The sequence below is a fragment of the Jatrophihabitans sp. genome (assembly GCF_036388195.1).
Taxonomy (GTDB): Bacteria; Actinomycetota; Actinomycetes; order Mycobacteriales; family Jatrophihabitantaceae; genus Jatrophihabitans_A.
Genome location: NZ_DASVSG010000128.1, coordinates 26,160 through 39,294, shown reverse-complemented (window position 1 = coordinate 39,294; position 13,135 = coordinate 26,160). Strand labels below are relative to the sequence as shown.

Here is a 13,135-nt window from a genome sequence, read left to right as displayed (position 1 = left end):
CGCGGTCGTCGGGGTGCCCGAGATCAACCCGGTCGAGGCGTTGATGCTCAGCCCGGCCGGCAGGCCGGTCGCCGTCCAGGTGTACGGAGCGGTGCCGCCACTGGCCGACATCTGCTGGCTGGTCGCAGTACCCACCGTCCCCGTCTTCGAACCCGGGTTGGTCACCGTCACACCACCGGTGGTGGAGCACGTCGGGTCAGCGGTCTGCGCGGGGACGCTGACCGCGTCCCAGGCAGCCTTAACCTTGTTGAAGTTGGTGCAGTTGCCGGGGGTGAGGTTCTTGGCGGCGTTCAGGGTCTGGGTGCGGTACCTGAAGTACGTCATGCCCGAGGTCTTGGCCAGCATGGCGTTGTAGAAGATCTTCCCGGCGGTCTGGATGCCGATGCCCACCAGGTTGGACGAGCCGTTGCAGGTGGTGCTGGTCGGCTGGCCGTTGGTGGGGTTGGTGCCTTCGGCGAGCAGGTAGAACCAGTGGTTGCCCGGGCCGGCGGCGGAGTGGGTCTCCATGGTCGGGATGGAGCTGGAGTAGCAGTTCGGGTCACCTGCGGCCGACGGGTTGTACATGTTGCGGATCGGGCCCTGGCCGACCAGGTTGACCTCTTCGCCGATGGTGTAGTCCGGCGGGTCGTAGGCGGTGGACTGGTTGGCGTACCACTCGAGCATCGTTCCGAGGACGTCGCCGGTGAACTCGGCGACCGCGGAGGAGCCGATGCCGCCGGGGGTGGTGTTGTCGATGGCGTGGCCGTACTCGTGGCCGACGACGTCCATCGAGGAGATCCACTCGCCGGCGTTGTTCTTGCCGATGGCGACCCGGGAGCCGTCCCAGAAGGCGTTGACGTCGTTGAGGCCGACGTAGATCGGGAAGCCGCCGCCGGAGCCGTTGATGCCGTTACGGCCGAGCCAGGCGCTGAGCATCTTCCACTGGGTCTGGACGCCGTACAGGCTGTCCACGCAACCGGTCTCGATGTTGGTGCCGACGCCGTTGCCCCACACGTCATCGCTGCCCGAGAGCACTGCTCCGCCTGAGTAGTTGCGGCAGGAGATGTTGGAGCGGATCGGGTCGGTCATCGTCCAGGTGGTGCTGGTGGGGTGGCTGGTGTCGATGGTCAGCGGGTTCGGGCCGTTCCACTTGCCGGTGCCCGTTCCCTCGTGGACCTCGTCGTAGGAGTGGGCCAGCGCGCCGGTCCTGGCGTCGGTGAACACGTGCAGCTTGCTGGGCTTGGCGCCGGCGTGGCTGGCGACGACCGTCTCGTAGGCCAGCCGCGGCGTGCCCAGGGCGAAGATCACCTTGCGGGTGCCGGCGACCTTGTCCAGGGTCTTGTACTTGGCGTGCGACTTGGCCTTGGTAGCAGCCTGCGCGGCGGTCTGGGTGGCCGCGGTGTCGACGTTGAGAACCTTGTCCTGCGCGGCCGACGTGGACAGCACCTTGCCGGTGGCGTCGGTGACGACGACGAAGTCGCCGCCGTAGACGGGCAGGCCCTTGTAGGTGCGGTCATACGGCACGTACTGCAGGCCCTCTCGGGTGGAGATCACCGAGTGGGCGATATACGCGTCGTCCTTGCTGGCATGGATGGACGCGGGCCGGGAAGCGACCAGGCGGGCCGCGGATTGCGCGGCCAGAGCGGCTGGGGACGCCTTGGGGCTGGGCGCGGCGGTGGCCGGGCCGGTGGTGAGCACGATGCCAGTGACGGCCAGAGCCGCCAAACCCGTCAGGGTGACGATCGCAGTTGAGCGACGAGGTCGCTGGGGAAGAACCATGTGTGGGTTCCTTCAGGGGTCGGTGAAACAGGGTGTGGGGGGTGGGACGGGCAGGCCTTGATCCAGCATGTGGGCGCGCGCGCTCGCTCCGACTGTGTTGACGGCTGAAAGCGCCCCCGCGCGGTGTTACTGCCCGTAGCGGACGGTAGCGAGATTTGCAGTCAATTTCAATGGCAATTCTTAGATTTCGCGTGATGAGAAAATAAAGTATTCCTGGGACTGGTGGGATCACGTAGCGAGTAAGTACCTCGCGGCCTTGCAAGATGCTTATCAGGCCGGTGAGCGGTACTAGTCCCATCGTCCGATGGCGCTCGTGCCGGGCGGAGAGGAGAAATGAGTCAGACAGTTCGACCAGCCGCTTGGAGATGGATATGAACCGCTTGTTCCTGGTGACCGCAGCCGCGCTGACCGCGACCGGACTCGCCGCGGCGCCGGCGGTGGCGGGTCTGGTTCACAACCCCTCGTTCAGCCACCAGTTGCCGGTTCGTGCTCCCAGTGATGCCCAGACCGTCGAGGTCGGCGACGATTCCGCGCTGACCGTCCGGCCATCCACGGCCACCAGCGACCCGACGCCCACCGCCAGCCCGTCCGCCACCCCGAGTCGGTCCCGGACGCCGGAGCCGGGCGATGACCGTGGCGGTGACCGGACCGGCAGCCGGACTCCGGAGCCCGGTGATGACCGTGGCGGTGACCGGACCGGCAGCCGTACCCCCGAGTCCGGCGATGACCGTGGCGGTGACCGGACCGGCAGCGCGACCCCGGAGCCCAGCGATGACAACGGCGGGAACTCCGGCAGCGGCTCGGACAACTCCGGTAGCGGCTCGGACAACTCCGGGAGCGGCTCGGACAACTCCGGAAGCGGCTCTGGCGATGATTCTGACGACGACTCGGACGATGACGCGTCGGGCAGCGGCTCCAGCGGCAAGAATGGCAGCCATGACGGCTGAGCCGGGGGGCTTGCGGCGGTGACCGCCCCGAACGACAGCAACGCCGGAACGGTCCCTGCGACCGCTCCGGCGTTGCCGGCTGTGCAGGCAGGAACAGCAGCCGAGCCGCGGGCCCCGCACTCCGGGCCGCCGCAGTGGCGGGTGCTGGTGTCGCCGCGGGCCAGCGCCCCCCGGCCGGCATCGCTGCGGCGGATCATGGCCCAGGTGGCCGTCGCCGCGGCGGTGGCGTTCGCCGTCGTCGCGGTCCTCGGCATCCTGGTGTTCCAGCGGATCGCCAAGCAGGAAGCCGTCCACCAGGTGGCTGAGGTGACCGACATCCTCGCCGAGAGCGTCGTTCAGCCGGCGCTCACCGACGCGATGGCAACCGATCCGGCACGGGCATCCGCGGGCCTGGATCCGGTGGTGCGCAAGGGGCTTCTCAGCACCCAGGTGGTGCGGGTCAAGCTCTGGAGCCCGCAGGGACTGGTGCTCTACTCCGATGAGCGGCGGCTGATCGGCAAGAGCTTCGAGTTGGATGACGAGGCCCGGTCAGCGCTGACCGCCCCGCGTACCGAGGCCGGCATCACCGATCTGGATCGGCCGGAGAACACGTTCGAGACGGCGCCCGGCAAGCTGCTCGAGGTCTACCGCCCGGTGTGGACGCCCAGCGGCAAGCCCCTGCTGTTCGAAGCCTATTTTCGTTACGACCTGGTCTCCCAGCGCAGCGACGAGCTGTGGCGCGGGTTCTCGGGCGTGATGCTGAGCAGCTTGGCCGCGGTGCTGGTGCTGCTCACCCCGTTGCTGTGGCTGTTCTACGGGCGAGCGCGCTCGGCGCACCTGCACCGGGAGCAGTTGATGCGACGGGCGCTGGACGCCTCGACCGAGGAGCGCAGGCGGATCGCGGCGACCCTGCACGACGGCGTGGTCCAGCAGCTGGCCGGAGCCGCCTTCCTGGTCGGTGGCGAGGTGGAGCGGGCCAACTCCCACGGTGAGTTCGCCCGAGCCGAGCGGCTCGCCGAGGCGGCTGCGACGGTCCGCGACGGGGTCGCCGGCATGCGCTCGCTGCTGGTCGACATCTATCCGCCCAGCCTGACCGCCGGCGGGCTGGCCGCGGCGCTTGCCGACCTGGTCCGCACGCAGTCGGGCTCCCCGGCGCGCATTCAGCTGGATGCCGATCCGGCCGCCGCGGCAGCGCTGGACGCCGAGCAGCAGCAGGCGGTGTTCCGGGTGGCCCAGGAATGCCTGCGCAACGCGGTTCGGCACTCCGATGCCGGCGCCATCCGGATCGAGCTGAGCCAGCAGCCCGGATGCATCCGGCTCGAAGTGATCGACGACGGCCGCGGCCTGGCGCCCGAGCGGGCCGAACAGGCTGCCGCCGAAGGCCATTTCGGCCTGCGGTTGATGACCGACGTGGCGGTCGCGGCGGGCGCCAGGCTCTCGGTGGCCAGCAGCGCCGAAGGAACCCGGTTCCGGATGGAGGTCCCTACGTGATCAGGGTGCTGCTGGCCGATGACCACCGACTGGTACGGGCCGGGCTGGCCGGTCTGCTGGACACCGCCCCTGACATCGAGGTGGTCGGCGAGGCCGCTGACGGCCGGCAGGCCGTGGACCTCAGCGCCGCGGTAGCGCCGGATGTGATCCTGATGGACCTGTCGATGCCGGTGCTCGACGGGATCGAGGCGACCCGGCTGATCCTGGACCGGGATCCGGCCATCCGGGTGATAGCGCTGACCTCCTTTGCCGACAAGGACAAGGTGAGCGACATGCTCGCCAGCGGCGCGGTGGGATACCTGCTCAAGGACAGCGAGCCGGCCGAACTGCTGGCAGCGGTGCGCTCGGCCAGCGCCGGTGGCGCGCCGCTGGACCCACGGGTGGCGATCACCTTGCTGCCCAACCGGCAGCCGACGTCGGCGCTGGATCAGCTGAGCAGCCGTGAGCGCGAGGTTCTGGCGCTGGCGAGCCAGGGCCTGGCCAACAAGCAGATCGGCCGGACGCTGGGCATCGCCGAGCGCACCGTGAAGGTGCACCTGGGCAATGTCTTCCGCCGGATCGGGGTCAGCGACCGCACCTCGGCCGCCCTGTGGGCCCGCGATCACCTTCCCGAAGCCCGGTCGTCCTGACCGACAGCGGTACCCCCGCCAAGGTCCTCAGCCGCGGGCCTTGGCGGTGGCCCTCCGGTTCGCCTTCATGATGGCTTCGACCAGCTCCGGCTTGGTCATCCGCGATCGGCCGGGGATGTTGAGCCGCTTGGCCAGTTCCATCAGGTGCGCCTTGGTGGCGTTGGCGTCCACTCCTTCGGCGGTCTGGCCGCCGCGCCGGGCCCGCGCGCCCCGCTTCGAGGCGTGCTCGTCGGAGGGACCCTTCTTGCCGTCCTCCTTCGGCTCCCAGTGATCGCCGACCTTCTCGAAGGAGTGCTTGAGCGAGGAGAAGGCGGTTCGGTGTGCCCGCTCGCCCTCGCCGTACTGCTCCACCGCCGCATCGTGGGTCGCAGACCAGGTCTCCTGTGCCTTCTTCGGTGAGCGCTTCAGCGTCGAGGGCAGTTCTTCCTTGGCAGGCATGGTGTTCCTCCCTTGGTTCGGTGATCTGGATGGGCGACGCGCGAGCCGCTGGTGAGGAGCCGGACTCAGGTCGGCGTCGAGGCGTCGGTGTAGCGCAGCAGGGCAGCGATGCCCTGCTCGACGTACTGGTGGCCGCCCGGGGTGATGACCAGGCGCGCGCCGCTGCCCACCAGGGCCCGGACCAGCGCCGCGTCCAGCCGGTCGTGCTGGATGTCGGTGACCCCGAGGTCGGTCAGCTCGGCGTCGGTGCCGGCCAGCAGCAACGGGTCCGGCCCGATCGAGCAGGTCGCGGTCGAGGACGGATCGTCGGAGAGCACCAGGGTGTCGACCTGGGCCTTGCGCAGGGCGTCCAGGACGGCGGAGATGCCGGTGACCGCGTAGTCATGCCGTCCGACCGCCTGCTGCAGCCGGGCCAGGATGTCATGCCGCTCGGCCCAGAGCTGGTGCAGCAGCGCCGACCGCACCTCCTCATCCAGGGCCTCGCGGGACGTTCCTTCGGCCCGTGCGCCGTGTTCGAGCTGGCGCACCGTCACCCGCTGCGGCAGCACCTTGGTCAGCTCCTCGGTGACCAGGTTGCGAGCCCGGGGGTCGCCGGCCACCAGGACCACCCGCACCTCGGGCGGCAGGTGGTGGTTGATGGTCTGGGCCACCTCCTTGCTATTGCTCTCCCAGGCGTTCTCGACCCGGTTCTGGAAGGCGCGCTCGTTCCAGACGTCCCGGCCGGTCTTGCGCAGCGGGTACTCAGCGCCTCCCTCGACCGACATCTGGTCGCTGTGGATCTCGTCCAGGACGGTGTAGACGTCGGCGCCGGTCCGGTCGATCAGCACGGTCAGGTGCGGGATCTGGGTGGACCGGTCGACCAGGTACGGCAGCACGTGCGGCAGCGGCGACCAGCGCGCGAGCTCGCGCAGCGGTGGCCGGCGGGTCACCTCGTCGAGCAGCACCTCTCCACCGGCGGCCACGATGAACTGCCCGTGCCGGCCGGCCACCTCGGTGTGGGCGCCGGCCACCTCGTCGACGGCAGCCAGGGTCTTCTCATCGGCGCCCTCCTCGGCCAGCCGTTCACGCTGGCCGCGCCACCGGAGCCCGACTTCGGTCTCACCGGACTCCGTCGCCCGGGTGGCATCCAGGTAGACCGAGACGAACGGGCCCTGGTGGCTGTAGAGCGCGGAGATGGGGTCAGGAATCTGCATCGATGCGTCACCTCGTGATCGGAACGACTTGGGCGCGCTGCTGGGCCTCGGCCGACAAGTCCCGCTAAGTCGGTCATCGTTTCCTCGATACTACGACGCGGCCCGCTGGCTGCGGCGACCGCCGTCCGACGGCATCGCCCGGGAGCCAGCCGCTGCCCTGGCGGCAGCCGCGGCTCAGGGCTGGGTGTAGCTGACGATTCCCAGGCACATCTCGTCGGAGGACCCCTCGCCCCAGACGACGTAGCGCGGCGGCAGCTTGGCCAGCGCCGGCAGCTTCTGGCGCAGGGTGGCATCGTGCGTGCAGCTCACCCGCAGCCGGTCCCCGGCGTGCACGGTGAGGGTCTGGGGCAGCACGGTGGCCCGCTGGTCGTCGAAGTCCCAGACCTTGATGTCGAGCAGCCGTCGGGTCGTGCCGTCCTGGCGTTGCAGGTCGATCCGGATCGATTTGCCGAGCAGGTGCATGTGCCCGGCGACCGCCCGCAGCTGGATCGTCTCGCTGACCGGCCGGCCGCAGCTCTGGGTGGTCCCGCTTCTGGGGTTGGTGAACGACCCGTCGCACAGCAGCTGCAAGCCGGCCACCACCCGTCCGGAGTTGGCTCCGAACCGGCGCATCACGTCGATGACTGCGGCGTCCCGGTCGCACAGCGGCCCGGTTTCGCCGGCCGGGCAGGGCAATTCGACGGGCGCCGGCAGCAGCAGCGTCTGCAGCGGCTGCAACCGGGAGCCCGCAGCGGCGACCCGCAGTTTCACCGTGGTGCTGTCGGCGCCGTCGCCGTTGAGCAGGTTATAGTGCATCTGCAGGATCAGCCGGGTGCCCGCCCTGGCGCGCTGGCCGGTGCCCTGGGCGAAGCGCTGCTCGCCGCCCGAGGTCGCCCAGGCGGCCACCCAGGGCGCGGAGTTCAGGCCGCCGAGGTCGGCGGCATTGCCGGGCAGGCCCGGTCCGCCGAAGCAGGACCAGCCCAGTCGCGGGTCTCCGGCGTCCTTGGCCTTGGCCGCGCTGACCTGCTCCGGATCGGCCCGGTAGAGAATCGCGTGGTGCACCAGGTTCGGGTTGCCCGGCTGCAGCACCACTCCGGACAGGAAGGAATCTGCGCTGATCTTGGGATCCAGCAGGATGCACCGGTAGTCGTCGGTGCCGCCGGGGTCGGCCTTCGGGCGGTAGGCGCCGCCCGGCATCGGCAGCGTGATCCAGCGCTCGCCGGGGCGAAGGGCCGCGACCGCCACCGAGCTCGCCGTGCCGGAATGGCCGCCGTGTGCCGACCCGGAGGGGGAACTGCCCGCGCCGGCCGAAGCGCGGGAGGTCAGATCGGCAGCGGTCGGACCGGCGCCGGAAGGGCCCGCGCCGGAAGAGCCGGCCGGCGACGAGGTACAGCCGGCCAGCAGCGAACCCACCGCCATCGCGACGAGGGCTGCCCGGGGCAGGCGAGATCGCCGGCGGTTTCTCAGCACCGCTACATTCTGCCCGTTCCATCGCCCGCCCGCAGCCAGGGCCGCAACCCGCGTCCGCGTCCCGCCAGGGTCGTTCCTGAGGTTGTGGCCGGTGGTCAGAAGCCGGCAGCCGGCGCCGGGGGCGGCCAGCCCGCGCAACCGCACTCAACCATCGGCGGAGGCGCCGCATCCGACCCCCTAGGACGACGGCCGCGAGCGGTCAAGGCTCGCACCGCACAGACGAAGCCGGCTGCCTCGTCCGCGTGACGGGGCAGCCGGCTCGGTGTCGGTGCGGGGCTGATCGCTCAGGAGCAGATCGCCGTGCTCGGGGTGTTGCCGTAGGAGTTGATCATCAGGATGCGGTAGCAGGTGCCGGCCGGCGGGCTGGAGTAGTCGGTGGCGGTGCCCCGGCTGCCCGAGCCGCTGATGGCCGGGTACTGCGAGCCGACTGAGAGCCAGCTTGCCTGGGCGTCGGTGCTGCGCTGCAGGACGTAGCCGGTCTCGTCGTTGGCGTTGTCGGTGAAGCCGATGACCATCGAGGTGCCGGTGTTGGTCAGCGTCAGGCTGGTCGCCGCCGACGGCTGGCCAGGAACCACGTAGGAGGTGCACGACACCTGGGTGTCGGAGCCGCCGCCGACGTTGATGGCCCGTACGCACACCGTGTGGGTGCCCTTCACCGTGGACTTGTAGCCGCTGAAGCTGAAGCCGTGGTTGTCGCCATAACCGGGGTAGCGGGCGTTCAAGCCGGAGTAGGCGGTGCTCGCGGTCTTGGTCTGGGTGACTACGCCGTCGAGCACCAGCGAAACCTGGATCGGAGCGACGGTGTCGAAGTCGAGGGCCCAGCCGGCGACCGTGTAATAGCTCCAGGTGCTGGTGACGGTGTTGGTCGACAGCTGGCCGATCGGCTTGGCCGGCTGCTGGTAGGTGTGGACCGCCACCCGGACCGGGGCGCTGCTCGAGCAGGCCACCTCGTTGCACCTCTCGGCCGAGACGTAGTACTCGATGTAGCTTCCGGCCGGAGCCGTGGTGTCGGTGAACGAGGTGGTGTTCGCCGAGGTGCTGAAGTACGAGGTCGCGGTGCTGCCGACGACCCGGCGGATGTTGAAACCGGTCTCCGTGGTGGACTGGTCGGCCCACTGCAGGGTCACCGAGGTCTGCAGCACCGACGTCGCCGTCAACGACCCCGGGGCCGTCGGGGCCGGTGGCGGCTGCTCTTCGAAGCAGTAGTCCGGCGGGTCGTAGCTCTGGCACGGGTGGATCGCCGACGCGGGTGCGGCGGTTGCCAGGAGGGAGGCCAATCCGGTGAGGGTCGCTGCGGCGGTGAGCGCCAGAACCCGCTTCATTCCTCGCACGTTCTTTGCCTTTCTGGTGGGTGGACGATGCCGAGAAAGAGCGCCTCACAGCGCGCTGGATACCAGCGGGTTTGGGCAAAGATCTACAAGCAATGCGCCATTCGTTTGGGTATCAAGCGCACACCGGGCATCCCGGATGAGTTGTCGGAGCGATAACAAAGGTCGACGCGAGCACGGTCCGGCCGGTCGTCGCCAGGGTCCGAGTAAGCAGCCCGGTGCCGCAGCCGAGGTCGATAATCGTGCGCGCATTCACCTCCCCGGCGAGCGCGCGGTAGAAGTCGTGATCGGCCCCGGCGGGATTGTCCAAGTCGTAGAGCGCGACCAGGTCGCGGTCACGGTACGGATCCTCCGCCCACACCGCAGGACTCTCCTCAGGAGCGGGTCGGGGTCGGGAACTGCGAGCGCAGGACGCGGTCCCAGACCCGCACCGGCAGCAGCCGGCGCTGGGTGACCAGGACGTGCGCCGACGGCGTGACCCGCACCCGGACCGGAGCCCGGCGAGCGGTGATGGCCCGGGCGATCACCTTCGCGACCGCCTCCGGCTCACCGCCCAGCCTGGCCAGCGGACCGCGCTCGTACACCTCCCGGGTGGCCTCGGCCACGCTGCGATTGAACTCGTCGTAGGGCCCGGGCTGGTCGCCCGGCGCGGGAACCTCGGCGACGGCCCGCTCACTGAACGATGTCCTGATGATTCCCGGCTGGACGACCGTGACGCCGACCCCGAAGCCGGCCACCTCGAAGCGAAGGGCATCGGACAGCGCCTCCACGGCGTACTTGGTCGCGTGATAGGAACCACCACCGGGAAAGGTGAAGTTCGCGCCCATCGACGAGACGTTGACGATCCGGCCGGCGCCGCGCTGGCGCATGGAGGGCAACACCAACTGGCACATCCGCAGCAGGCCGAACACGTTCGTCTCGAACTGCCTGCGGACCTCGTCCAGATCCAGGGTCTCCAGCGCGCCGGACTGGGAGTAGCCGGCGTTGTTCACCAGGGCGCCGACGGCCCCGGCTTCGGCCACCACCGTATCGACGGCGGCCTGCCTGGACTGCTCGTCGGTGACGTCCAGCGAGAGCGTGCGGCAGCCGGCCGCCTTGAGGCCGGCAAGCGCCGCCTCCTGGCGGGCGGTCGCGTACACGGTGTGCCCCTGCCGGGCCAGCAGCTCCGCCGTCGCCCGGCCGATCCCGGACGAGCACCCGGTCACCAGCGCCGCGCCTACCGATGACGACATGGCGGCTTCCTCCCTGCGGGCCTCGCTGATCGTCCAGCGCGCTCAACTCTGTCATGGCCTGCGCGAGCGGGTCGATAGCTGGCCGCCGGGCAGCTACTGCCAGGTGTTGTTCAGGGTGAGGCTGCTCCCGGTTCCGGTGTTCACCGTGCGGTTGCTGGAGCCTTCCCAGGTGATCGTGCCGTCGGAGTTCTTCTTGATGTACTTGTACTGGATGGTGGTGTTCTTCGGCAGCCACACGGTGCTGGACCAGACCGGGTAGCCACCGGAGGACAGCGCGGTGGCCAGGTTGGTGTTCCAGGCGCCGAGCAATGCGTTGTCCCCGGCTACGAATACGTTCTGGCCGAAAGCGGTGCTGGCGTTCACATTGAAGGTCACCGCGACCGCGCTGCTGGTGCTGGCGGTGGAGTAGCTGTGGAAGGCGACCGCGCCCTGTGCGGGCACCGTGATGGTGGCGGCGCCGGAGCTGTTCACGGTCACCAGCGGGCCGCTGCAGGTGGTGCCGGACGCCGTCCCGTGGATCACGTCGCAGTAGGTGCCGGCGGCCATCCCGGTCGTGAAGGTGCGGGTCACCGCTGCGTAGGTGTTGTTGATCGCGACGAAGCCGCCCGAGCCGCGGCTGAAGGAGATGACGTTGTTGCCGTCGCTCCACCAGTTGGCCACCGCCTTGCCGGCCACCGCGTTGTGCCAGCCCACCATGCCCAGCGTCGCCTGCTGGCGGTGCTGGCACAGCCAGGTGCCGATGGTGCCGCAGTCGGCGGCGGTGACGAAGCCGTTGGCGTCGGCGGGGGGTGACTGGTCGTTGTTGGAGTAGGTGAAGCTCGAGTAGACCTGCGGTGCGCCGTAGCCCCAGGCCAGGGAGAAGATGTTGGCCAGCTGGTAGGTCGAGCCGTTCTTGTAGTTCAGGGTCGAGCCGTCGCGGGCGGTGTCGTGGTTGTCGACGAAGGTGACCGACTTGTTGCTCGGCTCCATGCCCCAGCTCTGGCCGAAGGTCTGCAGGTTGGCGATGCTGCCCTGGAACTGCTCCTTGAGCTTCCTGCCGTAGGTGAATTCCAGCACGCTGCCGTTGGCGTGGTAGCCCGTCCAGTCCACCGATCCGCCGGGGATGACCTCCTGGTAGAGGAAGTTGGGACGGCTCAGCTGCGCCTTGATCGCCGCGATGTCGGCGGCGTTGATGTGCTTGGCCGCGTCGAGCCGGAAGCCGTCGACGCCCAGGCTGAGCAGGTCGTTGAGGTAGGCGGCAAGCTTGCCGCGCACGTAGCTGCTCCCGGTGCGCAGGTCCGCCAGCTGCACCAGCTCGCACTTCTGCACCTGGGTCTGGTTGTTGTAGTCGTAGATCTGGCCGTCGGAGTTCGGACAGTCGCCGGGGTAGTGGTGGAAGTCCTGGCTGCCGTACAGGCCGGGGTAGGTGTACTTGTTGGTGAAGGTGGTGCCGGCGTATCCGGTGGTGCCCTGGCCGGTCATGTGGTTGAGCACCGCGTCGGCGTAGACCTTGACCCCGGCGTTGTGGCAGGCGGTGACCATGGCCGCGAAGGCGGCGCGGTTGCCCAGCCGGCTGTTCACCTGGTAGCTGACCGGCTGGTAGACCTCCCACCACGGGTGCCCGGGACCGGCCAGCGTGACCGACTCCTGCGGCGGGGCGACCTGCACCCCGCCGTAACCGTTCGGGCCGAGCACGGTTGCGCATTCGTTGGCGACCGAGCTCCACTTCCACTCGAAGAGGTTGGCGATCACGTCGCCACGCGGCGGGGTGCTGGCGGCGGCAGCGGGCGCGGAGCCGGTGAACACCGCCGCGACCAGGGTGGCTGCCAGCAGCATGCTGGCGACGAGGCTTGCGCCTAGGGTTGACCGGATACGGCTACGGGGCATCGTTACTCCTCAAACGGAACGCGGCGGATGCGACGGGCCGTTCGCGGGTTGTACGGGTAAAAAGCCGATCAAATCGTGCACGCGCCCACGGAAGAGCTTAGCGCTGAAAACGCCCACGTCCAGGCTGGACGTGGGCGTTCTCAGAGGAGCCGCAGAGGTGACGACGCGACGGCTGGATCAGCTCATCACAGCTCGTTGGACGAGCCGCTGGAGTCCCAGTAGTGCCAACCGACGCTGGTGAGGGTGTACGCGGTGAGAGCGCCACTGGTGAGGGTGTAGAAGCTGCCGTCGTCGCAGCCGTAACGCTCCTTGTTGTACGTCCCGGAGGTCTGGAGCTTGTACGTCCCGTAGGTCGCGTAGGCGGTGGTGCGCGGCGGGACCGGCGCGGTGAAGGACGAGGCCGTGGTCACGGTGATGCTGGTCTGGGTGGTCCTCGTCTGCGCGTAATTCACCCCGAGGGTGACGATCCCGAGATTGACGCCGCCCGAGAACGTGGTGGTGGTCGAGTAGGTGGAGGTGTAGGTGGTGGCGTTGGAGTAGCTCTCGGTCCAGTTGACCGTGGTGGTGTAACTGCTGTTCTGGAAGCTCCTGGTTGTGATCAGGGGTGTGTGGGCGACGCTGCCGACACTCTGCACGTCGTACCACTCGTTGTAACACCAGCCGCCGGGCGGGATGGCGTGCGCCGCCGTCGGCGCGGCCAGCATGCCGGCGCTGATGCCGACAGCCGCGGCCAATGCCGTCATGGTCCTGCGTAGCCGGCGCGGGGGGACGCCCTTTTCAGACCTGATTCTCACGCGAGTACTCCTCGGACGGGGGGAAGGGACG

12 protein-coding genes are annotated in these 13,135 nt (G+C 69.3%); 3 read left to right on the top strand and 9 right to left on the bottom strand.

All coding sequences use genetic code 11. The annotated features are described in order from the left end of the window. On the bottom strand, positions 1–1,704 hold a 1,704-nt coding region (locus VF612_RS13205), incomplete at its 3' end, for a M4 family metallopeptidase (protein ID WP_408660314.1). Between the two features lie 425 nt (positions 1,705–2,129). Here VF612_RS13205 and VF612_RS13200 point away from each other — a divergent pair. The 3 genes from VF612_RS13200 to VF612_RS13190 are packed head-to-tail and all read left to right on the top strand — an operon-like array spanning position 2,130 to position 4,804. Continuing rightward, the gene (locus VF612_RS13200) at positions 2,130–2,705 is read left to right on the top strand and encodes a hypothetical protein (RefSeq protein ID WP_408660313.1); all 576 of its coding nucleotides are present in this window, start codon (positions 2,130–2,132) and stop codon (positions 2,703–2,705) included. An 18-nt stretch (positions 2,706–2,723) separates the two neighbouring features. Further along, a complete protein-coding gene (locus tag VF612_RS13195; protein ID WP_408660312.1) occupies positions 2,724–4,175 on the top strand; it encodes a sensor histidine kinase in 1,452 nt (483 codons plus the stop codon). Beyond that, positions 4,172–4,804 (top strand): response regulator, encoded by a 633-nt coding sequence (locus VF612_RS13190; protein WP_408660311.1) that lies wholly within the window; start codon positions 4,172–4,174, stop codon positions 4,802–4,804. Before VF612_RS13195 ends, VF612_RS13190 begins: the two co-directional genes overlap by 4 nt. A 27-nt stretch (positions 4,805–4,831) precedes the next feature. On the opposite strand, the gene VF612_RS13185 is transcribed toward VF612_RS13190, so the two are convergent. The 8 genes from VF612_RS13185 to VF612_RS13150 form a co-directional block, all read right to left on the bottom strand. Further along, entirely contained in the window at positions 4,832–5,242 is a 411-nt protein-coding gene (locus tag VF612_RS13185; RefSeq protein ID WP_408660310.1) for a ChaB family protein, read from the bottom strand. A 65-nt stretch (positions 5,243–5,307) separates the two neighbouring features. After that, on the bottom strand, positions 5,308–6,435 hold the full coding sequence (locus tag VF612_RS13180) for a Vms1/Ankzf1 family peptidyl-tRNA hydrolase (protein WP_408660309.1): 1,128 nt from the start codon (positions 6,433–6,435) through the stop codon (positions 5,308–5,310). 174 nt (positions 6,436–6,609) lie between these two features. Then, a complete protein-coding gene (locus VF612_RS13175) occupies positions 6,610–7,659 on the bottom strand; it encodes a hypothetical protein (RefSeq protein ID WP_408660308.1) in 1,050 nt (349 codons plus the stop codon). Positions 7,660–8,168: 509 nt separating this feature from the next. Then, a complete protein-coding gene (locus VF612_RS13170; protein ID WP_408660307.1) occupies positions 8,169–9,206 on the bottom strand; it encodes a hypothetical protein in 1,038 nt (345 codons plus the stop codon). Between the two features lie 121 nt (positions 9,207–9,327). Further along, positions 9,328–9,573 (bottom strand): hypothetical protein, encoded by a 246-nt coding sequence (locus VF612_RS13165; protein WP_408660306.1) that lies wholly within the window; start codon positions 9,571–9,573, stop codon positions 9,328–9,330. A gap of 13 nt (positions 9,574–9,586) precedes the next feature. Next, positions 9,587–10,444 carry an SDR family NAD(P)-dependent oxidoreductase gene (locus VF612_RS13160; RefSeq protein WP_408660305.1) on the bottom strand — a complete coding sequence of 286 codons (858 nt, stop codon included), beginning with the start codon at positions 10,442–10,444 and terminating at the stop codon, positions 9,587–9,589. Positions 10,445–10,537: 93 nt separating this feature from the next. Next, positions 10,538–12,259, bottom strand: coding sequence for a carbohydrate-binding module family 20 domain-containing protein (locus VF612_RS13155; protein WP_408660304.1), 1,722 nt, complete (start codon positions 12,257–12,259; stop codon positions 10,538–10,540). A 236-nt stretch (positions 12,260–12,495) separates the two neighbouring features. Continuing rightward, positions 12,496–13,053: a hypothetical protein gene (locus VF612_RS13150; protein ID WP_408660303.1), complete on the bottom strand. Its 558-nt coding sequence runs from the start codon at positions 13,051–13,053 to the stop codon at positions 12,496–12,498. Positions 13,054–13,135: the final 82 nt, after the last annotated feature.